Consider the following 24,181-nt stretch of genomic DNA (forward strand, 5'->3'; position numbering starts at 1 on the left):
GACGTAGGACGGTACGGCCGGAGGGGGCGGGCGCCGCGGCGCCCGCCCCCTCCGGCCGTACGCGCGTGCCCGGTGCCTGCCGGCCCTCCTGCGGGCCGCCGGGGGCCCGGGACGGGCGGAAAACGTGCGGGGGGCCCGGCCGGTGGCCGGGCCCCCGCACGTGGGTGACGCTGGTGGGTGACGTCAGCTCAGATCTCGCCGCGCAGCTTGGCGAGCGCCTCGGCGAGGATCGCCTCGCCGTCGGCGTCGGTCCGCCGCTCGCGGACGTACGCGAGGTGGGTCTTGTACGGCTCGTTGCGCGACGGGGCCGGCGGGTTGTGCTCGTCCTGGCCGGCCGGGAAGCCGCAGCGCGGGCAGTCCCAGGTGTCCGGGATGACGGCCTCGGCGGCGAAGCTCGGGCGCGTCTCGTGCTTGTTGGCGCACCAGAAGGAGATCCGGTTGCGGGGCGCGGACTCGCCGCGCTCCGCCTCGCCCATCGGGCCGGCGCCGACTCTGCTGCCACGGATGGCGTTGCCACTTGCCACGGTCTGACTCCCTGCGTGCTGATGCGATGCGATCTCAGCCGACACCCTGGGACAGGGAGACCCTGGCCCCTCGCGGGGTGCGGGTCGCGGCCAGTATCCACTGCCGGCCGGCTGCGGCCTGCGGGCGGTGGCGAAGTTGTCCCAGTGTAAGCAGCCGATAAGGATCTGTCCGCACCGCCTCCGGGAATGCGCCCTCGACGGGCACTCCCTCAGGATAGGCGGGCGGACGACGCCCCGTCAGATATGCGGCAAAAAGGCTGTTCGCGCAGAAAACATCAGCTCTTGTACTTGAGCACCAGGCCGAGAACCATGATGCAGGCGAACCAGCCGACCCCGACGATGATCGTGATGCGGTCGAGGTTGCGCTCGGCCACGGCCGAACCGCCGCCGGCGGACATCGCGCCGCCACCGAACATGTCGGACAGGCCGCCGCCCTTGCCCTTGTGCAGCAGTACCAGCAGCACCATCAGCAGGCTGAAGATGATCAGGGCGATGGAGAACCCGAGAACCAACACAGCGGACCAACTCTCTCGTTCATCGGCAAGGGGCCGGGCCGCTCCGAGCGGCCCGGCCCCAAAGCCTACGTTGCTGCAGTGGCGTTAGCCTACTGCCTGCTCACGGTAACGCACGATCCTGACGAACTCGTCGGCGTCCAGGGAGGCACCGCCGATCAGGGCGCCGTCCACGTCGGGCTTGGCCATCAGGCCGGCCGCACTGGAGGCCTTCACCGAACCGCCGTAGAGCACCCGGACCTTCGCGGCCAGCTCGCCGTCGTACAGCTCGGCCAGCCGGACGCGGATCGCCGCGCAGACCTCCTGGGCGTCCTCGGGGGTCGCCACCTCGCCGGTGCCGATGGCCCACACCGGCTCGTACGCCACGACGATGCTCTCGGCGTCCGAGGCGGGCACGCCGTCCAGGGCGCCGTCCAGCTGGGCCAGCGTGTGGGCGACGTGGGTGCCCGCCTTGCGGACCTCCAGCGGCTCGCCGACGCACAGGATCGGCGTGATGCCGCTGCGGTAGGCCGCCTTCACCTTGGCGTTGACGATCTCCTCGTTCTCGCCGTGGTACTGGCGGCGCTCCGAGTGGCCGATGGCCGCGTAGGTGCACTTCAGCTTGGCGAGCATCGGGCCGGAGACCTCGCCGGTGTAGGCACCGGAGTCGTGGGCCGAGATGTCCTGCGAGCCGTACTTGATCTTCAGCTTGTCGCCGTCGACCAGGGTCTGGACCGAGCGCAGGTCGGTGAACGGCGTGAGCACCGCGACCTCGACCGCCTCGTAGTCCTTGTCGGCCAGCGCGAAGGCCAGCTTCTGGGTGTGCTGGATGGCCTCAAGGTGGTTGAGGTTCATCTTCCAGTTGCCCGCCATCAGCGGGAGACGCTCGGTCATTGATCAGCCTTCCAGGGCGGCGAGACCGGGAAGGGTCTTGCCCTCCAGGTATTCGAGGCTCGCGCCCCCGCCGGTCGAGATGTGCCCGAACTTCGTCTCGTCGAAGCCCAGGATGCGGACGGCGGCGGCGGAGTCCCCGCCACCGACGACGGTGAACGCGTCACTGTCGAGCAGTGCCTGCGCGACGGCCTTGGTGCCCTCGGCGAAGGCCGGGTGCTCGAAGACGCCGACCGGGCCGTTCCAGAACACCGTCCTGGCGTCGGCCAGCTTGGCGGCGAACAGCTCGCGCGACTTCGGGCCGATGTCCAGGCCCTCCTTGTCGGCGGGGATCTTGTCCGCGTCGACGACGTCGAAGTCGGCGACCGGGGCCAGCGTCTTCAGGTCGGGGAAGCTCCCCGAGACCGCGACGTCCACCGGCAGCACGAACTCGACGCCGTTCGCCTTGCCCCGCTCCAGGTACTCCAGGACGGTGGGGATCTGGTCCTTCTGCAGCAGCGAGATGCCCACCTCGTGGCCCAGGGCCGCGAGGAAGGTGTACGCCATGCCGCCGCCGATCAGGATCCGGTCGGCCTTGCCCAGCAGGTTGTCGATCACGCCGACCTTGTCGGAGACCTTGGAGCCGCCGAGCACGACGACGTACGGGCGCTCGACCTCCTCGGTGAGGCGCTTGAGCACGCCGACCTCGGTGGCGATCAGGTCGCCGACGGCGTGCGGCAGGCGGGCCGGCAGGTCGTAGACCGAGGCGTGCTTGCGGTGCACGGCACCGAAGCCGTCGCCGACGTAGAGGTCGGCGAGGCCGGCCAGGGCGTCCGCGAAGGCACCGCGCTCGGCGTCGTCCTTGGCGGTCTCCCCGGCGTTGAAGCGCAGGTTCTCGAGCAGCGTGACCTCGCCGTCGGCCAGGGCGGCGACGGTGGCCTTCGCGCTCTCGCCCACGGTGTCGGTCGCGAACGAGACCGGCGCGGCGAGGATCTCGCCGAGGCGCACGGCCACCGGGGCGAGGGAGAACTGCGGGTCGGGCTCGCCCTTGGGGCGGCCCAGGTGGGACGCGACGATCACCTTGGCGCCGGCCTGCAGCAGCTTGGCGATGGTCGGCGCGACGGCACGGATCCGGCCGTCGTCGGTGATGCTCCCGTTCGAGAGCGGGACGTTGAGGTCGGCGCGGACGAACACGCGCTTGCCGGCGACGTCGAGGTCTTCGATGGTCTTCACGGTCTTCGAGTCTCCTGGGGAGAGATGGAGCGAGGCGACGGCACGACGCCGGGCCGCCGGATCCGAGAAGCGAGGGTGCCGGGTGGGGCGGGCGCGCGCAGCACGCCAAGGAACAAGGCCCGGACGGCCACGCACGGCCGTCCGGGCCCTGATCCTCACCTCACGTCAGCTCCCGCTGCGTCAGAGCTGGCCGCCGACGAGGGTGGTCAGGTTGACGAGGCGGTTGGAGTAGCCCCACTCGTTGTCGTACCAGCCGAAGATCTTGACCTGGTTGCCCTGGGCCATGGTCATCAGCGAGTCGAAGATCGTGGAGAACGGCGAGTTCACGATGTCGGAGGAGACGATCGGGTCCTCGGTGTACTGCAGGATGCCCTTGAGGGAGCCCTCGGACGCCTTCTGGAAGGCGGCGTTGACCTCCTCGACGGTGACCTCGCGCTCCAGGGTCACGACCAGGTCGGTGATCGAGCCGGTCGGGACCGGGACGCGCAGCGAGGTGCCGTCCAGCTTGCCCTTGAGCTCCGGCAGGACCAGCGCGGTGGCCTTGGCGGCACCGGTCGAGGTCGGGATGATGTTGATGGAGGCGGCGCGGGCGCGACGCAGGTCCTTGTGCGGGAAGTCCAGCGTGACCTGGTCGTTGGTGAACGCGTGCACCGTGGTCATCAGACCCTTGACGATGCCGAAGTTCTCCTGGAGGACCTTGGCCATCGGCGCCACGCAGTTCGTGGTGCAGGAGGCGTTGGAGATGACGGTGTGGTTCGCCGCGTCGTACTTGTCGTCGTTGACGCCCATCACGATGGTGACGTCTTCGTCGGTGGCGGGCGCCGAGATGATGACCTTCTTGGCGCCGGCGGTGACGTGCTTCTTCGCAGCGTCGGCCTTGGTGAAGATGCCGGTCGACTCGATCACGATGTCCACGCCCAGCTCGCCCCAGGGCAGGTTGGCCGGGTCGCGCTCGGCGATGACCTTGAAGGTCTTGCCGTCGACGGTGATGCTGTCGGCGGTGTGGCTGACCTCGGCCTGGAGGGTGCCCAGGATCGAGTCGTACTTCAGCAGGTGCGCCAGGGTCTTGGTGTCGGTCAGGTCGTTGACACCGACGATCTCGATGTCCGCGGCCTGGGCCCGAACCGCGCGGAAGAAGTTGCGGCCAATGCGGCCGAATCCGTTGATGCCTACCCGGATCGTCACGAACCGATCTCCTTGTTAGGTACGCCGGAACTATGCCGACGGGGTGGAAATGGGATGTCCCCGACCACCCATGACCCTACCTCTCCGAGACCGGCGAGGGCACATCGCCCTGGGCCGACACCCTTGGCGTGGCGCGTCAAGGGCGTCCGAGCAGGGCATGTGTCACAGGCCTGCGCGGAGCCGGTCGCCGGACACCGAAAGGCACTTGGGGCGGAGCGGCCGGACAGTTCGGACGCGAAACGGCTGGTGTCCACGATGTGGGACACCAGCCGTTCAGCAACTGAGACCGGATCGCCGGGTCAGCTGAGCGCCATCTCGTCGGTCAGGTTCGCCTCGGTGCTCGGCAGCCCCAGCTCGGAGGCCCGCTTGTCGGCCATCGCCAGCAGCCGGCGGATCCGACCGGCCACCGCGTCCTTGGTCAGCGGCGGGTCGGCGAGCGCGCCCAGCTCCTCCAGCGAGGCCTGCTTGTGCTGCATCCGCAGCTGGCCGGCGGCCGCCAGGTGCTCGGGCACCTCGTCGCCGAGGATCTCCAGCGCGCGCTGCACCCGGGCGCCCGCGGCGACCGCCGCGCGCGCCGAGCGGCGCAGGTTGGCGTCGTCGAAGTTGGCCAGCCGGTTGGCGGTGGCCCGCACCTCACGGCGCATCCGGCGCTCCTCCCAGGCCAGCACCGACTCGTGCGCGCCCAGCCTGGTCAGCAGCGCGCCGATCGCGTCGCCGTCCCGGATGACCACCCGGTCCACCCCGCGCACCTCACGGGCCTTGGCCGGGATGCCGAGCCGCCGGGCCGCGCCGACCAGGGCCAGCGCCGCCTCCGAGCCCGGGCAGGTGATCTCCAGCGAGGAGGACCTCCCCGGCTCGGTCAGCGAGCCGTGCGCCAGGAAGGCCCCGCGCCAGGCCGCCTCCGCGTCGCAGGTCGCGCCGGAGACCACCGCCGGGGGCAGGCCCCTGATCGGGCGCCCCCTGCCGTCCACCAGCCCGGTCTGCCGCGCGAGCAGCTCACCGTCCTTGACCACCCGCACCACGTACCGGCTGCCGCGTCGCAGGCCGCCGGGGGCCATCACCACCAGATCGGAGGAGTGTCCGAAGATCTCCAGCAGATCCTTGCGCAGTCGCCGCGCCGCCACGCCGGTGTCCAGCTCAGCCTCGATCACGATCCGGCCGCTCACAATGTGCAAGCCGCCGGCGAACCTGAGGATCGCCGAAACCTCCGCCTTGCGGCAGCAGGCCCGGGTGACGGGGAGCCGGCTGATTTCGTCCTTCACCGCTGCCGTCATCGCCATGGGCCGATCCTTCCATGTGTCCGGAAAATCCGGTCGTACGCCGCGGCCAGAAGCTCCCGGTCGTGTCGCGGCGTACCGTCCGCCGCGGCCACCCGGTCGAGCACCAGCGCCGCTCCCATCCGCTCCGCCGCCTTCTCCAGGCCGGCCAGGTCGGCGACCCCGAAGGCGCCGCCGGTGACCGCCCGCTCGTCCACCAGGATCGCATCCACGGCGAGGTCCGGGGCGTGGTCGGCTATCACCTCCAGGTGGCGCTGCGGGGTGAAGCCCTCGGTCTCGCCGGGCTGGGGGGCCAGGTTCAGGGTGAGGAGGCGCCTGGCCCGGGTCCCGGTGAGCGCCTCGGCGAGGTCCGGGACGAGCAGGTGCGGCAGCACGCTGGTGAACCAGGAGCCGGGCCCCAGCACCACCCAGTCGGCCTCCCGGACGGCCGCGACGGCCTCCGGGACGGCCGGCGGCGCGTCCGGCAGCAGCCGGATGGACTGCACCGTGCCGGGGGTGACCGCGACGTTCGCCTGGCCGCGCACGGCGGACAGCTCACCGGGCCGGGCCGGGTCGTGGCCCCGGACGACCGCCTCGATGTCCAGCGGGACGGCGGACATCGGCAGCACCCGACCCTGCACGTTGAGCAGCCGGCCGACCCAGTCCAGCGCGGCCACCGGGTCGCCGAGCTTCTCCCAGAGCGCAACGATCAGCAGGTTGCCGACCGCGTGCCCGCCCAGTTCGCCGGTGCCGCTGAAGCGCTGCTGGATCACCTCGGACCAGGTCCGGCCCCAGTCGTCGTCGCCGCAGAGCGCCGCCAGCGCCTTGCGCAGGTCGCCCGGCGGCAGGACCCCGAGCTCGGTGCGCAGCCGGCCGCTGGAGCCGCCGTCGTCCGCCACGGTCACCACCGCGGTGAGGTTGGTGGTCAGCCGGCGCAGCGCCGACAGCGAGGCCGACAGGCCCTGCCCGCCGCCCAGCGCCGCGATTCTCGGAGCGTTGGCGCGGGGTTTGCCCGTCATCCAGCGCAAGGGGAGCGCCGACCGGTCGGCGGCCTTGTTCTGGAGCTGCCGCCCGGGCACGTATCCCGCCACAACCACCTCGCGTTCCTCTGCCTGCCGCCGCCGGCTGCCTGGCGGCAGGGCGTCGCGGCTACTCCCGTCCCATGTCCCGGTGGACGAGCACCGTCTCCACCCCGTCGGCGATGAGACGCTTCGTCAGCCGCTCGGACATGGCCACGCTGCGGTGCTTGCCACCGGTGCAGCCTACGGCAAGCGTCATGTACCGCTTTCCTTCCCGGCGGTACCCCTCGGTGACGATACGCAGCAGGTCCGTGTAGCCGTCAAGGAATTCGTTCGCCCCGGGCTGCTGGAACACGTAGTCGGCGACGTCACTGTCGGTGCCGGTGCGGGCACGCAGCTCCGGGACCCAGTGCGGATTGGGCAGGAACCGGCAGTCCACCACGAGGTCCGCGTCGACCGGCAGGCCGTACTTGAACCCGAAGGACATCACCGTCGCGCGCAGCTCGGGCTCGTCGTGGTCGGCGAACTGGGCGTCGAGCTTGGCCCGCAGCTGGTGGACGTTGAGGTTGGAGGTGTCGATCACCAGGTCGGCCTCGCCGCGCAGCTCGCGCAGCAGGTCCCGCTCCTGGGCGATGCCGTCCACGATCCGGCCATCGGCCTGCAGCGGGTGCGGGCGGCGGACGCTCTCGAACCGGCGGACCAGTGCGTCGTCGGAGGACTCCAGGAAGACCACGCGCAGCCGCACGCCGCGCTTCTCCAGCTCGTCCAGCGAGGTCAGCAGGTCGTCGAAGAACTTCCGGCCGCGGACGTCCACCACGACGCCGATCCGGGCGACGGCACCCTGGGAGCGCGCGCCGAGGTCGACCATGGTGGGGATGAGCGCCGGCGGCAGGTTGTCCACGACGAACCAGCCCAGGTCCTCCAGGCACTTGGCCGCCGTGGAGCGGCCGGCCCCGGACATGCCGGAGATGATCACCAGCTCCGGGGTGGTCTCCGCCCCGGGCTGCGGCCGGGCGGTACCCCCATCGTCTGTCACGGTCACTTCGCTTCCCCGCTCTCGGTGGTTCTGCTGAGGAGAACGCCCGGGGCGGCGCCGCGCTTCCCCAGGTCACCCTGGGGAGTGAACGCGGGCCGCGCGGACTGACGGGCGGCGCCGGCCGTCATGGCGTCTCCGGTTGCGTTGCGGTCGGTGGCACTGCGGCCGGCGGCATCGGCGCCGCCGGCCCTGCGGGCGGCGCTGCCCCGGCGGGCACCGCGGCGCCGCCGTCGGCGGCGCCCCCGGTCACGGCGCCCTCGTCGGCGCCGTCGTCAAGGATCTCTCCGGTGGCGGTGTTCACCGCGAATGCCGCGGGTGTACGGGAGGCCAACGCTGCCGCAACAGTCTCGGCGGTGCGCCGGCCGATCCCCGGGACCGCGCAGAGCTCGTCCACGGTGGCCGCCCTGAGCTTCTTCAGCGAACCGAAGTGCTTGAGCAGTGCCTGGCGGCGAGTCTCGCCCAGGCCGGGTACGGAGTCCAGCTCCCCGGCGGTGAGTCGCTTGGAACGCTTGCTGCGCTGGTAGGAGATCGCGAAGCGGTGGGCCTCGTCGCGGACCCGCTGCAGCAGGTACAGGCCCTCGCTGCTGCGCGGCAGCACCACCGGGTCGTCCTCGCCGGGCAGCCAGACCTCCTCCAGGCGCTTGGCCAGGCCGCAGAGGGCGACGTCGTCGATGCCCAGCTCGTCCAGCGCCCGGCGGGCGGCGGCGACCTGCGGCTGGCCGCCGTCGACCACCAGCAGCTGCGGCGGGTAGGCGAACCGGCGCGGCCGGCCGGTCTCGGGGTCGATCGGCCCGGCCGGCGGCCCTGCCGCGCCGTCGGTGGCGGGTTCGGCCGGCTGCTGCCCCGGGTCGTCGGCCTCCGGCACGGCCCATTCGCCGGTCTGCTCGCGCTCCTGGAGGTAGCGGCGGAACCGCCGGCTGATCACCTCGTGCATCGAGCGGACGTCGTCCTGGCCCTCGAAGCCCTTGATCTGGAACCGCCGGTACTCGCTCTTGCGGGCCAGCCCGTCCTCGAAGACCACCATCGACGCGACCACGTCCTCGCCCTGGAGGTGCGAGATGTCGAAGCACTCGATGCGCAGCGGCACCGAGTCCAGTTCCAGCGCGTCGGCGATCTCCTGGAGGGCCCGGCTGCGGGTGGTGAGGTCGGAGGCGCGCTTGGTCTTGTGCAGGGCCAGCGACTGCTGGGCGTTGCGCTCGACGGTGGCCATCAGGTCCTTCTTGTCGCCGCGCTGCGGCACCCGCAGGTCGACCTGGGAGCCGCGCAGGCCGCTCAGCCACTCCCGTACCGGCCCGGCCGGCTCGGGCAGCGCGGGCACCAGCACCTCGCGCGGGACGCTCTCCGCGCCGCCGCCGTACAGCTGTTGGAGGGCGTGCTCGACCAGCGCCGCGGTGTCCACGTCCTCGACCTTGTCGGTGACCCAGCCGCGCTGCCCGCGCACCCGGCCGCCACGGACGTGGAAGATCTGGACGGCGGCCTCCAGTTCGTCCTCGGCGAGGGCCAGCAGGTCGGCGTCGGTACCGTCGGCGAGGACGACCGCGTTCTTCTCCATCGCCCGCTTGAGGGCGCCGATGTCGTCCCGCAGCCGGGCCGCCTTCTCGTACTCCATGTCGGCGGCGGCGTCCCGCATCTGCTCTTCCAGCCGGCGCAGGTAGTTGCCGGTCCGTCCGGCCATGAAGTCGCAGAACTCCTCGGCCAGCTCGACGTGTTCGGCCTGCGAGATCTTGCCGACGCAGGGCGCGGCGCACTTGCCGATGTACCCGAGCAGGCAGGGCCGGCCGACCTGGGCGGCCCGCTTGAAGACGCCGTTGGAGCAGGTGCGGACGGGGAAGACCCGCAGCAGCAGGTCGACCGTCTCGCGGATCGCCCAGGCGTGCCCGTACGGACCGAAGTAGCGCACGCCCTTCTTGTGCGCCCCGCGCATCACCTGGACCCTCGGGAACTCCTCGTTGAGGGTCACCGCGAGCTCCGGATAGCTCTTGTCGTCCCGGTACTTGACGTTGAACCGGGGATCGAACTCCTTGATCCAGGAGTACTCCAGCTGCAGGGCCTCGACCTCGGTGCCGACCACCGTCCACTCGACCGAGGCGGCCGTGGTGACCATCGTCGCGGTGCGGGGGTGCAGGCCGGCGATGTCCTGGAAGTAGGAGGACAGCCGGGGGCGCAGGCTCTTGGCCTTGCCGACGTAGATGACCCGCCCGTGAGCGTCGCGGAACCGGTAGACACCGGGTGAGGTCGGGATCGCGCCCGGGGCGGGGCGGTAGGTGGACGGGTCAGCCATGGGTCTACCGTACCGAGTCGGCCGGACATCCCGGGGCCCGGTTCACCGTTCGGGCGGCGGGTCCGGCCGCCGCTCCGCCGGCCGGTCCGTCCGCAGGTCATGCGGCGGGTCGGGGGCCGGGTCGAGGAGCGGGCCGGCCGGGGTGCCGGACGCCTGGCCGGGCGCCGGCGCGGGCCGGGCGTTCAGCGGCCGCCGCCGAGGTCGAGCAGGTCCGCGCCGAGCGGGGTGAGCGAGTGGAGCACCGCGCCGCCGCGCCGGCGGGTGGTGATCAGGTTGGCCTCCCGCAGGACCCCCGCGTGCTGGCTGGCCGCCGCCGGGGAGACGCCGAGCCGGCGGGCCAGCTCACCGGTGCTGCAGCCGCCGGCGACGGCGTCCAGCGCCGCGGCCCGGGTACGGCCCAGCAGGGCGCCCAACGGATTCCGTCCCGGCTCGCGGTCGTCCCAGAAGGCGGCCGCCACCAGCGGATCGCGCAACGCCGGGACGCCCAGCACCGGTGGCGCCGCCTCGTCCCGGAGATCGGTCAGCAGCTCCGCCCGCCCGGCCAGGAACACCGACGGCGCCAGGACGAGTCCGCGGCCGTTCAGCCGGATCTCGGCGTCCCGGGGGAAGCGCACCTCCAGCACCGGGCTGCGCCAGCGCACCAGGGCCGGACAGAGCGTCTCCAGCAGCCGTTCGACGCCGCCGTCCAGGACAGTGCGGGCGTAGTCGGCGCGGACGGCGTCGAGGTGCCCGCGGATCCGGTGCCAGTGCGGCTCGACCAGCGTCCGGTAGCAGGCGTCCAAGGAGCCGGCCAGCTGCCTCCGGGCCTCCTGGTCGCCGTCGGTCAGCGCCCGCAGCCAGCCCGGTTCGGCCCTGGGCAGCGGGAGGTGCTCCAGCTCCAGCCGCACCACCGTGTCCGGGACGCTCAGCAGGTGCTCGACGCCCGCCTCGATGGCCGGCGCGGACCCGGCCAGCGCCCTCAGGTCGAGCCCCCCGCCCGAGCCGGGCACCAGGGACATCATCGGCCGCAGCGGCTCGCGGGGCCCGCCGCCGCGACCGGGCCGCCCGGCGGTTCCGAGCCTGCCGAGCAGCTCCCGGCGCCACGGCCGGAAACCCACCGGGACGTCCCGGCAGAGCAGTTGGTCGAGGGCGTGGCCGGTCTCGGCGGCCGCGCCCACGGTGCCGCTCACCCTCGTCCTGGCCAGGTCGTCCGCCGTGAAGTGGATCCGCAGCATCGGTCGCCCCTCCCCCTGGAGGCCCCCGCCCCCACACCGCCTGCAGTCTCGCGGGTCGGACGCACGCCGTCCAGCAGGGCCTTTAAGGCTCCGCCGAAAGGCCTGCCGGCCTTCGACTCCCGGGCCGCAAGCTGGAGTTGTCCGGCCGCGCGGGGAGGCCGGCCGGCGCCCCCGACGGGGGTGGGGGCGCCGGCCGGGCGACCGTCCCCCGCGTCCAGGGGCGATCACCGTTCACCTCGAAGAAGGAGCCCACCTCATGAGCAAGATCTCCACCGTCGTCGCCGGCACGGCCGTGGCCGCGCTCGCCGCCCTGCTGCCGTCCACCGCGCAGGCCGCGCCGTCGCAGCTCTCGGCGGACGGCAACCTGCACGCCTACCTGGGCGCCTACCGGACCTCGCAGTGCGCCCAGTGGGAGGGCAACTCCTCGGACTGGGGGTCCTGCGCCAACGTGACCCACTCGCTCTGGAACAACGGCGTGGACGACGGCATGGGTGATGTCCTGGTCTACTGGGGCACCGGCTGGACCGGCGCCTACCGCTGCATCAACACCGGCACGGTGATCGACGACCTGTCCACGGTGACCTTCAACCGCGGGAGCGGCGGCGGGCGCGGCCAGACCCTGGAGAACAACATCGCCTCCCACCGGTGGGTCCCGTCCGGCACCTGCTGAGGCCACGGTCGCCGCGGACAGGCCCCAGGGACCGGCCGCGTCGGCCCCTGCCGCTCAGGGAGCGGCAGGGGCCGGTCGGGCGCGTGCGGGGCGGCCGTCACCCCGGCCCGGTCAGGCCTGCGTCACCTTGAGGGTGCCGCCCTCCACCGCCACCTGGTACGAGGGCAGCGGGCTGGGCGCCGGGCCGGTGCCCTGCACCGAACCGTCGGTGATGCTGAACCGGCTGCCGTGGCAGGGGCAGAGGATCTCGTTGTTCTTGACCTGGTCGACGATGCAGCCGGCGTGCGTGCACTTGGCGCTGAACGCCTTGTACTGGCCCTCGGTCGGCTGGGTGACGACGATCTTCTTCTCGCGGAACACCTTGCCGCCGCCCACCGGCACCTCGCTCGCCGGGCCGACCTCGACCGGGCCGGCCGCGGCCTCGGCGGAGCCGCCCGAGCCGGTGGAACCGCAGCCGGAGACGGCGAGCGCGCCGCCGCCGGCGAGCACGGCGGCCGCCCCGCAGAGCAGGGTGCGGCGGGTGGTGGCGGGGATCGGCTGGGCCTCGGACATCGGTGGCGGCTCCTGCTCGTGCGGTCGGATCTGCTGCGGACGGCCGGGCGGTCCCGGTGCCACCGGCGTGCCGGTGCCGGCCCGCCGGACTCCTGCCCGGTGCCGGGCCCGCCGGTCGCGTCCGCACCTGGCGGTCGCGTCCGGCGTCGGCGTCCGCCGGTTTCGGTGGCGTCCGCCCGAATTGTATGGCGCGAGACCGTGCCGCCCGCCCCGGGTGGGCCGGGGGCGGACGGCACGGGGCCTGGGGCTACTTCTTGGCGGCGGCGCGCTTGCGGGGCGCCTTGGCCGGTGCGGGCGCGTCACTGACGTCGGGCAGGATGTCGCGCAGGAACTTGCCGGTGTGGCTGGCGGGCACCGCCGCGACCTCCTCCGGAGTGCCTTCGGCGACGATGGTGCCACCGCCGGAGCCGCCCTCGGGGCCCATGTCGACCACCCAGTCCGCGGTCTTGATCACATCGAGGTTGTGCTCGATGACGACGACCGTGTTGCCCTTCTCCACCAGCCCGTCGAGCACCTTGATCAGCTTGCTGATGTCCTCGAAGTGCAGGCCGGTGGTGGGCTCGTCCAGCACGTAGACCGTCCGGCCGGTGGAACGCTTCTGCAGCTCGGAGGCGAGCTTGACGCGCTGCGCCTCGCCGCCGGAGAGGGTCGGCGCGGACTGGCCCAGCCGGACGTAGCCGAGGCCCACGTCGTTGAGGGTGCGCAGGTGCCGGGCGATGGCCGGGACGGCCTCGAAGAAGGCCAGGCCCTCCTCGATCGGCATGTCCAGGACCTCGGAGATGGACTTGCCCTTGTAGTGGACCTCCAGCGTCTCCCGGTTGTAGCGGGCGCCGTGGCAGACCTCGCACGGGACGTAGACGTCCGGCAGGAAGTTCATCTCGATCTTGATGGTGCCGTCGCCCGAGCAGTTCTCGCAGCGGCCGCCCTTGACGTTGAAGGAGAAGCGGCCCGGCAGGTAGCCGCGCACCTTCGCCTCCTGGGTCTCCGCGAACAGCCGCCGGACGTGGTCGAAGACGCCGGTGTAGGTGGCCGGGTTGGACCGCGGGGTGCGGCCGATCGGCGACTGGTCGACGTGCACGACCTTGTCCACCAGGTCGGTGCCGGTGACCCGGGTGTGCCGGCCGGGCACGCTGCGGGCGCCGTTCAGCTCCCGGGCGAGGTGGGTGTAGAGGATGTCGTTGACCAGGGTGGACTTGCCGGAGCCGGAGACGCCCGTGATCGCCGTGAACGTCCCGAGCGGGAAGGCCACGGTGACGTCCTTGAGGTTGTGCTCACGGGCGCCGTGCACCACCAGCTGGCGCTTCTTGTCGCGCGGCCGCCGGGCGGCCGGGATCGGGATGGACCGCTTGCCGGAGAGGTACTGCCCGGTCAGCGACTCCTTGTTGGTCAGCAGTTGCTTCAGCGCACCGGAGTGCACCACCCTGCCGCCGTGCTCGCCGGCGCCGGGGCCGATGTCGACCACCCAGTCGGCCATCTTGATGGTGTCCTCGTCGTGCTCCACGACGATCAGGGTGTTGCCGATGTCCCGCAGCCGGACCAGCGTCTCGATCAGGCGGTGGTTGTCGCGCTGGTGCAGGCCGATGGACGGCTCGTCCAGCACGTAGAGCACGCCGACCAGGCCGGAGCCGATCTGGGTGGCGAGGCGGATCCGCTGGGCCTCGCCGCCGGACAGGGTGCCGGCCGCCCGGTTGAGCGAGAGGTAGTCCAGGCCGACGTCGACCAGGAACCGCAGCCGCTCGTTGACCTCCTTCAGCACCCGCTCGGCGATCTGCTTGTCGCGGGCGTCGAGCTTCATCGCACCGAGGAAGTCGGAGCAGTCGCTGATCGACATCGCCGAGACGTCCGCGATCGACCGGCCCTGCACGGTGACCGCCAGCACCACCGGCTTGAGCCGGGTGCCCTCGCAGGTCGGGCAGGGCACCTCGCGCATGTAGCCCTCGAAGCGCTCGCGGCTGCTGTCGCTCTCCGCCTCGGTGTGCCGGCGCTGGATGAACGGCACCGCGCCCTCGAAGCCGGTGGTGTAGGAGCGGTCGCGCCCGTAGCGGTTGCGGTAGCGGACCTCGACCTGGTGCTTGTGGCCGTACAGCAGCGCCTTCTTGGCGCGGGCGGGCAGCCCGGCCCAGGGGATGTCGGTGCGGAAGCCCAGCTCGCCCGAGAGCGCGTCGATCAGGCGCTGGAAGTACTCCTTGGTGTGGCCGCCGGACCACGGGTGGATCGCGCCCTCGTCGAGGGACTTCTCCTCGTCCGGGATGACCAGCTCGGGGTCGACCTCCATCCGGTTGCCGAGGCCCGAGCAGTCCGGGCAGGCGCCGAACGGGGAGTTGAAGGAGAAGGAGCGCGGCTCCAGCTCCTCGAAGGACACGTCGTCGTACGGGCAGTAGAGGTGCTCGGAGAACATCCGCTCACGCTCGGGGTCGTCGTCCGGCAGGTCGACGAAGTCGAGCACCACCATGCCGCCGGCCAGCTTGAGTGCCGTCTCGACCGAGTCGGTCAGCCGGCGCTTGGCGCTGTCCTTGACGGTGAGGCGGTCGATGACCACCTCGACGGTGTGCTTCTCCTGCTTCTTGAGCTTGGGCGGCTCTGCCAGCTGGATGGTCTCGCCGTCCACCCGGGCACGGGCGTAGCCCTTGGACTGGAGGTCGGCGAACAGGTCGACGAACTCGCCCTTGCGCTCCCGGACGACCGGGCTGAGCACCTGGAAGCGGGTGCCCTCGGCCAGCTCCAGCACGCGGTCGACGATGGCCTGCGGGGACTGCTTGGCGATCGGCCGCGCGCAGTGCGGACAGTGCGGCTTGCCGATCCGGGCGAACAGCAGCCGGAGGTAGTCGTACACCTCGGTGATGGTGCCGACGGTCGAGCGGGGGTTGCGGTTGGTGGACTTCTGGTCGATGGAGACGGCCGGGGAGAGGCCCTCGATGAAGTCGACGTCGGGCTTGTCCATCTGCCCGAGGAACTGCCGGGCGTACGAGGACAGCGACTCGACGTAGCGCCGCTGGCCCTCCGCGAAGATCGTGTCGAAGGCCAGCGAGGACTTGCCCGAGCCGGAGAGGCCGGTGAAGACGATCAGCGAGTCGCGCGGGAGGTCGAGGGAGACGTTCTTGAGGTTGTGCTCGCGAGCACCGCGGACGATGAGGCGGTCGGCCACTGCTTCTGGCGCCTTTCTCCGGTGGGCTTCTCACTCAGGGGTTTGGCTGAGGACTCTCACCCAGATGCCAACGAGCTCGGAGGGCCCGTTCTTCCGGTGTTCCAGTCTCGCAGCTTGGGACGGCCAGCCTACTAGCTCAGGCGTTCGATTATCGAGCCTGTCCAGTGGAGACCACCCGAACGGGTGACGGCGGCCCGGTGCGGCTCCGCCCCGCGGGGCCCCGCAACCCGGACAACCCCCCAGGTGAACCGGCCAATCCCGGCCTTCCCGCCGGATATCCGCCCCACCGCAAGGCGGATCGGCGATAGCGTCGTACCTCTCAACGAGCGGCCGCCCCGGCGGGCACGCGACGGGGGGCGGCACCCAGCGATCCACGCGTCACCGGACAGCGCACGACAGACCCGGGCGGGTTCGGACCGGCCGGGCGACACCTTCGGAGGGGTACACCATGACCGACACCGACAGCCCGGCACCCGGCGCGCCCGAGGTCGCGGCCCGGGCCGCGGCGACCAGCCTGGCCCTGCTCGCCGCCGGCACCGACCGGCTGCTGCGGACCGTCGCCGCACTCGACCCGGAGGCCCTGGCCGGCCCCTCGGCCCTGCCCGGCTGGACCCGCGGCCACGTCCTCGCGCACATCGCCCGCAACGCCGACTCGCTGGTCAACCTGCTCGACGGCGCCCGCACCGGCACCGACATCCCGCAGTACGCCACCGCCGAGACCCGCGACCGGGACATCGAGACCGGCGCACCGCGGCCGCTGGACGTCCAGCTCGCCGACATCCGGGACACCGCCGTGCGCTTCACCGCCGCCGCCGCGGAACTCGACGAGAAGGCCTGGACGGCGGAGGTCCGCCACCGCTCCGGCATCACCTTCGAGGCGTCGGAGATCCCCTGGAAGCGCCTGATGGAGGTCGAGTACCACCACGTCGACCTGGCCGCCGGCCACACCCCCGCGCACTGGCCGGAGGAGTTCGCCACCGCCGAGTTCCGCCGGCTGGCGGCCCGGCTGGACGGCGCGCCCGGGCTGCCCGCCGTCCTGCTGGTCGCGGACGACACCGGGGAGCGGGTCCGGACCGGCGCCCCGGACGGCGGTCCCGCGCTGACCGCCGAGGGCCCGGTGCGGGCGCTCACCGCCTGGCTGTCCGGCCGCTCGGCCGGCGACGGCCTCCAGGTCCACCAGGACGGCCGGCAGCTCGCCGACGCCCGTGCCGCGCTGCCGGAGCTTCCGCCGCTCGGCTGACCGCGCCACGATGGGAACACCGGGACTCGCGGCGCGGGCGGGGACCACGCGATGATCACTGCAGAGCCAGGAGTCCTGCCCTTCGGCAGCACCCGAGACCAACGAGGAGCGCCCCGATGACGTACCACGGAGCGGTGAAGGTCGGCGGCCCGCCGGACGTGCGCGAGCTGGCCCACCTGATCATCAGCAAGGTGGCCGTCGGCCCGTACGACAACAACGCCTACCTGCTGCGCTGCCGGGCCACCGACGAGCAGCTGCTGATCGACGCGGCCGCGGACGCGCCGGTGCTGCTGGAGACCGTCGGCGACCGGCTGGCCACCGTCGTCACCACCCACCGCCACCACGACCACTGGGGCGCGCTGGCCGAGGTGGTGGCGGCGACCGGCGCCCGGACGGCGGCCGGCCGGATCGACGCCGAGGCGGTGGACGTCCCCACCGACCTGCTGCTGGACGACGGCGACGTGCTCCGGGTCGGCCAGGTCGAACTGACCGTCCGCCAGCTGGTCGGGCACACCCCGGGGGCGATCGTGCTGGTCTACGACGACCCGCAGGGCCACCAGCACGTCTTCACCGGCGACTGCCTGTTCCCCGGCGGGATCGGCAACACCTGGGGCGACCCGGCCGCCTTCGAGAGCCTCTTCCGGGACGTCAACGAGAAGATCTTCGACGTGCTGCCGGACGAGGCCTGGGTCTACCCCGGCCACGGCGCCGACACCACGCTCGGGGCCGAGCGCCCGAAGCTCGGCGAGTGGCGCGAGCGCGGCTGGTGACCCGGCGGCGGGACCGCCCCTGACCGGGTGCGCCCCGGCCCCGGCGGGGCCGGGGCGCACCCGGTCAGGCCTGTGCGCCCGGGGCCCCGGAAGCGTACGGGGGCTTAGAAGTCCCCGTAGTTGACCTGGAAGGTCGGCAGGCCCAGCCGTCGCCAGAGCGCCACCACCCGGTCCCGGTCGTCGAGGCTGACCCGCACGGCGAACCGGTGGCGGACGTGGGCGTCGAAGAGGTCCAGCTTCACCGCGTCGTCCCGGCGGGTGTCCCCCGCCGCGCGCATCCACAGCTCGTCGTACGGCACGCCGTGGGTGGCCAGCCAGGCCTCGGTCTGCGGCCGGTACTGCTCGCTGCGGCCGGACAGCACCACGATCCGGTGGCCTGCCTCCCGGTACAGCCGGACGGTGTCCGAGACCGCCGTGTTGAGGGCGTCCTCGTCGCAGTGCTCGAAGTCGTACGGCCCGCGGGAGACGTTCAGCGCGAGCGTCCCGTCGATGTCGACCATCACCGCCGACGGCAGTCCCTCGGCGGGCACGTACGGCTCCACCGGGATCGTCTCGGCCATCCACTCGGCGGTGAGCCGCCAGCCGCTGCGCCGGGCCGACCGGTGCCGCTGGTCGAGCCGGCGGATCGCCTCCTCGCCGACCGGGTTGGCGCGGGCGGCGTCGCGGGCCAGGCACTCCTCCAGCGGGACGTCGGTGAAGTCGTGGACGACGAAGGTGATGTCGTCCGCCTGGGCCAGCACGGCCTTCAGCCGGCCGGCCATCCCCGAGGTCATGTGGGTGTTGTCGACCACCACGTCGAAGCCGTCCCGGACGGCGGCCAGGATCGCGGCCTCCTGGACGGCCATCGCGGTCTTCTCGTGCTTGTGGCTCCAGGCCCGCTCGCCGCCGTGCTCGTCCAGCATCGCGCGGATGTCGTCCATGTTGACCCGGCGCATGGTGCCCCGGGAGTCCGCCAGGAGTTGCAGGGCCCGGGTGGTCTTCCCGGAGGCGGGCAGGCCGGTGGTGAGGTGCACGGTGGGCATGGTTCAGCCTTCGTCGTCGGTCTTGAACGGCGCGTCGCCGCGGGGTTTCACGGCCCTCCAGGCCATGTCGAGGACGTCCCGCCCGTCGTACAGGCGGAACATCGCGGCGGCCATCCGGGACTTCTTGGCCTCGGCCGCGAAGGACTTGCGGTCCAGGCCGGCCGGGATCAGGGCGAATTCCGCCTCGGCCCGGGCCACGAACTCGGCGGCCTGGGCCCGCTGGCGGTCGGCGATCTGCTCCACCCAGTCCCGGAACTCGTCCGGGACCCGGTCGAACAGCGTCCCCGGGTCGCGGCCGGCGGCCAGCGCCTCCCAGACCGTCTTCTCGTTGGTGCCGGTGTAGAGCCGGTGCAGCGCGAGGTAGGCGGTCAGCTTGAGCTTGGCCCGGACGCCGGAGGCGAACCGGATGACGTAGCCCTCCTCCTCCGTCCCGCCGACCTGGCCGCCGTCCATGCCGGTGTCCGTCGCGACGCGCTTCTCCAGCTCCGCGACGTCGGAACCGGGCCCCCAGGACCGGACGGCCGGGCCGATCGGCGCCCAGTGCTCGGCGGCGGCCGCCAGCGGCTCCTCGGTGCCGTCGGCGGGCCGGTACGCGGCGAGCAGCACCAGCTCCTGGCGGGCGCCGTAGTCGACGACGATCCGGTTGCCGGGGTAGATCGCCTCGGCCAGGTAGGTGAGGCCCTCGTCCAGGCCGCCGGTGTCGGAGCGGTCCAGGACCTGCTGCGCCCAGCGGGCCTGCTCGGAGATGAACGAGCCCTTGGACGCGGCGTGCCAGCGGCCGGCGTGGTGGAAGACGATGGCCAGGCTGCCGTCGGCCTTCTCGAAGACCTCGAAGGGCTCGGCGGGCAGAGCGGGCGCGAAGTCGTGCAGGCCGTGCATCGCCGTCACGAAGATCTTCGGGAACGGCAGGGCGACCACCTCGCCGCTCGCGTCGTCGGCGATCAGGCCCCGGCAGCGCATGGTGACCGGGGTCCAGATGTGCCCGTACTGACAGACCGGCGTGTAGGTGTAGATCGAGATCGGCAGCGTCGGGTGCGGCTTGCGGGTGACGTGTCCGGCCTCGATCGCGGCCGCGAGATCGGCGGCGCCGAAGAGGTCGTCGAGGGTCGGACGGGTCGTTACGGGGGTCACGGGAGCCTGCTTTCGGTGGTCTGCCCGCGATTGTGTCCCAGATGGCGGTACGACTGCCCGGAAATATTACGTTCGGCGCCCGACCGGGACGACGGCCGGGGAGGGCCCCGGCAGAGCCCCGGCAGAGGCTCCGGCGGGCGCACCCGCGGGCCGACGGCGAAGGCCCCGCGGACCGGCGTTCCGGTCCGCGGGGCCTTCCCGCCCGCCAGGGGGCGTCAGACGTCGATCTTCTCCTGCTGCTCGCCCTCCGCGGCCTCCAGCCGCTTCGAGGCGATCAGGCTGGCCACCGTGGTGACGGTCAGCACCACCACGATGAAGCCGAGGGAGAGCGGGATGCCGATCTCCGGCACGTGCAGTCCGCTCTCGTGCAGGGCGTGCAGCACCAGCTTCACGCCGATGAAGCCGAGGATCACCGACAGGCCGTACGACAGGTAGATCAGCTTCTTCAGCAGACCGCCGATCAGGAAGTACAGCTGACGCAGGCCCATCAGGGCGAAGGCGTTGGCGGTGAAGACGATGTACGGGTCCTGGGTCAGGCCGAAGATCGCGGGGATCGAGTCGAGCGCGAACAGGACGTCGGTGGTGCCGATCGCGATCATCACGATCAGCATCGGCGTCATCAGCCGGCGGCCGTTCTCCCGGATGAAGAGCTTGGTGCCGTGGTAGACGCTGGTCGACGGGAAGCGCCGCTCGATCGTCTTGAGCAGGCGGTTCTCCTCGAACTCCTCCTCCTCGCCGGCCCGGGCGTCCGCGATCAGCTTCCAGGCCGTCCAGATCAGGAAGGCGCCGAAGATGTAGAAGACCCACGAGAACTGCGTCACCAGGGCGGCGCCGCCGGCGATGAAGACCGCGCGCAGGACCAGCGCGATGATCACACCGAACATCAGCACGCGCTGCTGGTAGATCCTGGGCACCGCGAACTTGCCCATGATCAGGATGAACACGAACAGGTTGTCGACACTCAGCGACTTCTCGGTGATGTACCCGGCGAAGAACTCCGTGGCGGGCTGCGAGCCCGAGTGCCACCAGAGGAATCCGCCGAAGATCAGGGCCAGCACGATCCAGACGGCCGTCCAGATTCCGGCCTCCTTGATCGAGACCTCATGGGGCTTTCGGCCGCCGATGAAGAAATCGGCCACGATCAGGGCGATCAACACCCCGATGGTGCCGACCCACATGGATACGGAAACGTCCACTTCTGCTGCTCCTCCGGCAGGTAGGCGAGACAGTCATCGTCACTGCCGGAGGTCTCTTCCGCCCGTCGGCCCCGTATTCCGGGGCAGACGGACCAGCGCCCCGGGAAACCTGGAACAGGCGTCCGTGATGACGGGAACACTGCGGGGGAATACTCCCCTCCGCTGCGCCCAACACTAACAGGAAGCCCAAGAAAAGGTAAAGAAGGTAAAAACCCGGTCCGCGCCGGCCCGCCGGCCGGGCCGTCGGACGACCGCGTCAGGCCGACGGCCGGATCAGACGGGCGGGCGGATCAGGCGGATCAGGCGGCCGGGCTCAGAGGAACGGGTCGATCGCGGGCAGCATGTCCTGGAAGGTCCGGGCCCGGGCGGGCGCGCCGATCGCCTGCATGCCCCAGCCGCCGGACTCCTCCCGGAACACCTTGGCCATGATCTGGCCGGTGTGCGGGCCGCCGCCCGCCAGCTCGTAGCGGGCCAGCTCCTGGCCGGTGCTCTCGTCCACCAGCCGGCAGTGCGCGTTCTGCACCTCGGCGAAGGTCTGCCCGGTGTACGAGCTGACCGTGAAGACCACCTGGGTGATGTGCACCGGCACGTGCGACAGGTCGACCAGGATCGACTCGTCGTCGTCCCCCGCCCCCGAGCCGCCGACCAGGTTGTCGCCGGTGTGCCGCACCGAGCCGTCGTTGCTCTCCAGGTGCTGGAAGAAGACCACGTCGGAGGGGGTCTTCTCGGCGTACAGCAGCGCCGAGGCGTCCAGGTCGATCTGGCGGGTGCGGCTGCCGAACAGGCCGCGCTTGGGGGCGGCCCGCCAGCCCAGCCCCATCCGGACGACGGTCAGGGACTCGCCCGAACTCTTCTGCAGACTGACCGACTGTCCCTTGGCCAGGTTCACCGACACGGTGCTGTCCTCTCTCCTCGGCCGCACGGGTCGGTACCCCGTGCCGGCTCCACGGCGGAACACCCCGTTGCCGTCCCCCGGCTGAGGCCCCCTGGTGCCGGGCCGCGGCCCGCCCCCGGCCGCCGGCCGGCCGGCGGCACGCTGCCGACACCCGCGGGCAAGCCTATGGCCTGCGGGTGTCGCCGCCGTGCAGGACGGACCGTTTGTACCGGTCCCGGGACACGCCCGGGCTTGACCGCGCCCATCGGCCGGGTCAGGCCATCCCCGCCTCGCGCATCTGGCGCAGCTCCTTCTTGAGCTCCTTCACCTCGTCCCGGATCCGGGCCGCGACCTCGAACTGGAGGTCGGTGGCGGCCGCGTGCATGCGCTCGGTCAGCTGCTGGATCAGGTCGGCCAGCTCGGTGGCCGGCAGGTTCTTGGCGGGCTTGCGGTCGGCGCCCAGGGCGGGCACCGGGGCCTTGCCCTTGCCGCTGCCCCGGTAGCCGGTGGAGAGCAGCTCCTCGGTGTCGATCTCCTCGCGGCTGAGGGTGTCGAGGATGTCGCCGATCTTCTTGCGCAGCGGCTGCGGGTCGATGCCGTGCTTCGCGTTGTAGGCCTGCTGGACCTCGCGGCGGCGGTTGGTCTCCTCGATGGCCTTCTCCATCGCCGGGGTGATCCGGTCCGCGTACATGTGGACCTGGCCGGAGACGTTACGGGCGGCGCGGCCGATGGTCTGGATCAGCGAGGTGCCGGAGCGCAGGAAGCCCTCCTTGTCGGCGTCCAGGATCGCGACCAGCGAGACCTCGGGCAGGTCGAGGCCCTCGCGGAGCAGGTTGATGCCGACCAGGACGTCGTACTCGCCGGCCCGCAGCTCGCGCAGCAGCTCGACCCGGCGCAGCGTGTCGATGTCGCTGTGCAGGTACCGGACCCGGATGTCGAGGCCGAGCATGTAGTCGGTGAGGTCCTCGGACATCTTCTTGGTCAGGGTGGTGACCAGGACGCGCTCGTTGCGCTCGACCCGCTTGCGCACCTCGTGCACCAGGTCGTCGATCTGGCCCTCGGTCGGCTTGACCACGATCTCGGGGTCGATCAGGCCGGTCGGGCGGATGATCTGCTCGACCACGCCGTCGCCGCGGGACAGCTCGTACTTGCCCGGGGTCGCGGAGAGGTAGACCGTCTGCCCGGTGCGCTCCAGGAACTCCTCCCACTTCAGCGGGCGGTTGTCCATGGCGGAGGGCAGCCGGAACCCGTGCTCGACCAGGGTGCGCTTGCGGGAGGCGTCGCCCTCGTACATCGCGCCGATCTGCGGGACGGTGACGTGCGACTCGTCGATGACCAGGAGGAAGTCCTCCGGGAAGTAGTCGAGCAGGGTGTTGGGGGCGGTGCCGGGCGCGCGGCCGTCGAAGTGCATCGAGTAGTTCTCGACGCCGGAGCAGGTGCCGATCTGGCGCAGCATCTCGATGTCGTAGGTGGTCCGCATCCGCAGCCGCTGGGCCTCCAGCAGCTTGCCCTGCTTCTCCATCCGGGCGAGCGTCTGCTCCAGCTCCTGCTCGATGTCGTTGACGGCCCGCTCCATCCGCTCCGGGCCGGCCACGTAGTGCGAGGCGGGGAAGATGTGGACGGACTCGTCCTGGCTGATGATCTCGCCGGTGAGCGGGTGCAGGGTGTACAGCGCCTCGATCTCGTCGCCGAACATCTCGATCCGGACGGCCAGCTCCTCGTAGACCGGGAAGATCTCGATGGTGTCGCCGCGGACCCGGAAGGTGCCCCGGGTGAACGCGAGGTCGTTGCGGGAGTACTGGATGTCGACGAAGCGGCGCAGCAGGACGTCCCGGTCGATCTCCTCGCCGATCTTGAGCTGCACCATCCGGTCGACGTACTCCTGCGGGGTGCCGAGGCCGTAGATGCAGGAGACCGAGGCGACCACGATCACGTCGCGGCGGGTGAGCAGCGAGTTGGTCGCGGAGTGCCGCAGGCGTTCGACCTCCTCGTTGATCGAGGAGTCCTTCTCGATGTAGGTGTCCGTCTGCGGGACGTACGCCTCGGGCTGGTAGTAGTCGTAGTACGAGACGAAGTACTCGACGGCGTTGTTGGGGAGCAGCTCGCGGAACTCGTTGGCGAGCTGGGCCGCCAGCGTCTTGTTGGGCGCCATCACCAGGGTGGGCCGCTGGAGCTTCTCGATCATCCAGGCGGTGGTGGCCGACTTGCCGGTGCCGGTGGCGCCGAGCAGGACGACGTCCTGTTCGCCGGCGCGGATGCGGCGCTCCAGGTCGGCGATGGCCGCGGGCTGGTCGCCGTTGGGCTGGTAGGGGCTGACGACCTCGAAGGGCGCCACTGTCCGCTCAATGCTCGTGATGGGTCGCACGCCTCCACCGTACGGCCCGGCACCGACAATCCGTCGGGGTTCCGCGGGCGCGGGCGTCCGGGGGCGCCGGCGGCCTCTTCAAGCGGACCGGGAAACGTGTCATCATT

Annotated in this window: 20 protein-coding genes; 3 read left to right on the forward strand and 17 right to left on the reverse strand. The window is 71.8% G+C overall.

The annotated features are described in order from the left end of the window. Window positions 1–188: 188 nt before the first annotated feature. The 10 genes from IE329_RS33555 to IE329_RS33595 all read right to left on the reverse strand — a co-directional run bounded on the left by IE329_RS33555 (window position 189) and on the right by IE329_RS33595 (window position 11,109). Window positions 189–524, reverse strand: coding sequence for an RNA polymerase-binding protein RbpA (locus IE329_RS33555; RefSeq protein WP_035841977.1), 336 nt, complete (start codon window positions 522–524; stop codon window positions 189–191). 275 nt (window positions 525–799) lie between these two features. Next, complete coding sequence (gene secG / locus IE329_RS33560; protein ID WP_073929032.1) at window positions 800–1,036, reverse strand: preprotein translocase subunit SecG; 237 nt, start codon at window positions 1,034–1,036, stop codon at window positions 800–802. Window positions 1,037–1,123: 87 nt separating this feature from the next. After that, a complete protein-coding gene (gene tpiA, locus IE329_RS41075) occupies window positions 1,124–1,909 on the reverse strand; it encodes a triose-phosphate isomerase (RefSeq protein ID WP_073928885.1) in 786 nt (261 codons plus the stop codon). Window positions 1,910–1,912: 3 nt separating this feature from the next. After that, complete coding sequence (locus IE329_RS41080) at window positions 1,913–3,118, reverse strand: phosphoglycerate kinase (RefSeq protein WP_229927973.1); 1,206 nt, start codon at window positions 3,116–3,118, stop codon at window positions 1,913–1,915. A 180-nt stretch (window positions 3,119–3,298) separates the two neighbouring features. Next, window positions 3,299–4,303 carry a type I glyceraldehyde-3-phosphate dehydrogenase gene (gene gap / locus IE329_RS33570; RefSeq protein WP_190214819.1) on the reverse strand — a complete coding sequence of 335 codons (1,005 nt, stop codon included), beginning with the start codon at window positions 4,301–4,303 and terminating at the stop codon, window positions 3,299–3,301. Window positions 4,304–4,602: 299 nt separating this feature from the next. Continuing rightward, window positions 4,603–5,583: a DNA-binding protein WhiA gene (gene whiA, locus IE329_RS33575; protein ID WP_073928888.1), complete on the reverse strand. Its 981-nt coding sequence runs from the start codon at window positions 5,581–5,583 to the stop codon at window positions 4,603–4,605. Further along, window positions 5,574–6,578, reverse strand: a complete 1,005-nt coding sequence (locus IE329_RS33580) for a gluconeogenesis factor YvcK family protein (RefSeq protein ID WP_190214852.1) — start codon at window positions 6,576–6,578, stop codon at window positions 5,574–5,576. The genes whiA and IE329_RS33580 overlap by 10 nt, the downstream gene beginning before the upstream one ends. 130 nt (window positions 6,579–6,708) lie before the next feature. After that, window positions 6,709–7,614, reverse strand: coding sequence for an RNase adapter RapZ (gene rapZ / locus IE329_RS33585; RefSeq protein WP_268255689.1), 906 nt, complete (start codon window positions 7,612–7,614; stop codon window positions 6,709–6,711). Between the two features lie 124 nt (window positions 7,615–7,738). Next, a complete protein-coding gene (gene uvrC, locus IE329_RS33590) occupies window positions 7,739–9,895 on the reverse strand; it encodes an excinuclease ABC subunit UvrC (RefSeq protein ID WP_229927974.1) in 2,157 nt (718 codons plus the stop codon). Between the two features lie 182 nt (window positions 9,896–10,077). After that, window positions 10,078–11,109: a winged helix-turn-helix domain-containing protein gene (locus tag IE329_RS33595; protein ID WP_190214820.1), complete on the reverse strand. Its 1,032-nt coding sequence runs from the start codon at window positions 11,107–11,109 to the stop codon at window positions 10,078–10,080. A 256-nt stretch (window positions 11,110–11,365) separates the two neighbouring features. Here IE329_RS33595 and IE329_RS33600 point away from each other — a divergent pair, with 256 nt between their 5' ends. Then, a complete protein-coding gene (locus IE329_RS33600; protein ID WP_190214821.1) occupies window positions 11,366–11,779 on the forward strand; it encodes a hypothetical protein in 414 nt (137 codons plus the stop codon). Between the two features lie 111 nt (window positions 11,780–11,890). Here the strand turns inward: IE329_RS33600 and IE329_RS33605 are convergent, their stop codons facing one another. Together IE329_RS33605 and uvrA are read right to left on the reverse strand one after the other, a co-directional pair. After that, the gene (locus tag IE329_RS33605; protein WP_190214822.1) at window positions 11,891–12,331 is read right to left on the reverse strand and encodes a Rieske (2Fe-2S) protein; all 441 of its coding nucleotides are present in this window, start codon (window positions 12,329–12,331) and stop codon (window positions 11,891–11,893) included. Window positions 12,332–12,578: 247 nt separating this feature from the next. Then, complete coding sequence (uvrA, locus tag IE329_RS33610) at window positions 12,579–15,476, reverse strand: excinuclease ABC subunit UvrA (protein WP_190214823.1); 2,898 nt, start codon at window positions 15,474–15,476, stop codon at window positions 12,579–12,581. Between the two features lie 448 nt (window positions 15,477–15,924). On the opposite strand from uvrA, the gene IE329_RS33615 reads away from it, so the two are divergent. Beyond that, entirely contained in the window at window positions 15,925–16,716 is a 792-nt protein-coding gene (locus IE329_RS33615) for a maleylpyruvate isomerase family mycothiol-dependent enzyme (RefSeq protein WP_190214824.1), read from the forward strand. 116 nt (window positions 16,717–16,832) lie between these two features. Beyond that, window positions 16,833–17,486 (forward strand): MBL fold metallo-hydrolase, encoded by a 654-nt coding sequence (locus IE329_RS33620; protein WP_190214825.1) that lies wholly within the window; start codon window positions 16,833–16,835, stop codon window positions 17,484–17,486. Between the two features lie 104 nt (window positions 17,487–17,590). On the opposite strand, the gene IE329_RS33625 is transcribed toward IE329_RS33620, so the two are convergent. The 5 genes from IE329_RS33625 to uvrB form a co-directional block, all read right to left on the reverse strand. After that, window positions 17,591–18,508: a phosphatase domain-containing protein gene (locus IE329_RS33625; protein WP_190214826.1), complete on the reverse strand. Its 918-nt coding sequence runs from the start codon at window positions 18,506–18,508 to the stop codon at window positions 17,591–17,593. Window positions 18,509–18,511: 3 nt separating this feature from the next. Further along, the gene (locus IE329_RS33630; RefSeq protein WP_190214827.1) at window positions 18,512–19,639 is read right to left on the reverse strand and encodes an RNA ligase; all 1,128 of its coding nucleotides are present in this window, start codon (window positions 19,637–19,639) and stop codon (window positions 18,512–18,514) included. 215 nt (window positions 19,640–19,854) lie between these two features. Continuing rightward, on the reverse strand, window positions 19,855–20,835 hold the full coding sequence (locus IE329_RS33635; protein WP_190214828.1) for a TerC family protein: 981 nt from the start codon (window positions 20,833–20,835) through the stop codon (window positions 19,855–19,857). Window positions 20,836–21,148: 313 nt separating this feature from the next. Next, window positions 21,149–21,730 carry a TerD family protein gene (locus IE329_RS33640; protein WP_190214829.1) on the reverse strand — a complete coding sequence of 194 codons (582 nt, stop codon included), beginning with the start codon at window positions 21,728–21,730 and terminating at the stop codon, window positions 21,149–21,151. 253 nt (window positions 21,731–21,983) lie between these two features. Then, entirely contained in the window at window positions 21,984–24,074 is a 2,091-nt protein-coding gene (gene uvrB / locus IE329_RS33645) for an excinuclease ABC subunit UvrB (RefSeq protein ID WP_190214830.1), read from the reverse strand. Window positions 24,075–24,181 lie beyond the last annotated feature (107 nt).

Origin of the sequence: Kitasatospora indigofera (assembly GCF_014655955.1) — a bacterium.
In the GTDB taxonomy this organism is placed as follows: Bacteria; Actinomycetota; Actinomycetes; order Streptomycetales; family Streptomycetaceae; genus Kitasatospora; species Kitasatospora indigofera.

Bases quoted from the DNA above. Each gene is read 5' to 3' on its own strand.
- IE329_RS33615 (WP_190214824.1), top strand. From the start codon at position 15,925: ATGACCGACACCGACAGCCCGGCACCCGGCGCGCCCGAGGTCGCGGCC.
- IE329_RS33595 (WP_190214820.1), bottom strand. From the start codon at position 11,109: ATGCTGCGGATCCACTTCACGGCGGACGACCTGGCCAGGACGAGGGTG.
- tpiA (WP_073928885.1), bottom strand. From the start codon at position 1,909: ATGACCGAGCGTCTCCCGCTGATGGCGGGCAACTGGAAGATGAACCTC.
- IE329_RS33620 (WP_190214825.1), top strand. From the start codon at position 16,833: ATGACGTACCACGGAGCGGTGAAGGTCGGCGGCCCGCCGGACGTGCGC.
- uvrC (WP_229927974.1), bottom strand. From the start codon at position 9,895: ATGGCTGACCCGTCCACCTACCGCCCCGCCCCGGGCGCGATCCCGACC.
- IE329_RS33605 (WP_190214822.1), bottom strand. From the start codon at position 12,331: ATGTCCGAGGCCCAGCCGATCCCCGCCACCACCCGCCGCACCCTGCTC.
- IE329_RS33580 (WP_190214852.1), bottom strand. From the start codon at position 6,578: ATGACGGGCAAACCCCGCGCCAACGCTCCGAGAATCGCGGCGCTGGGC.
- IE329_RS33625 (WP_190214826.1), bottom strand. From the start codon at position 18,508: ATGCCCACCGTGCACCTCACCACCGGCCTGCCCGCCTCCGGGAAGACC.
- whiA (WP_073928888.1), bottom strand. From the start codon at position 5,583: ATGGCGATGACGGCAGCGGTGAAGGACGAAATCAGCCGGCTCCCCGTC.
- IE329_RS33600 (WP_190214821.1), top strand. From the start codon at position 11,366: ATGAGCAAGATCTCCACCGTCGTCGCCGGCACGGCCGTGGCCGCGCTC.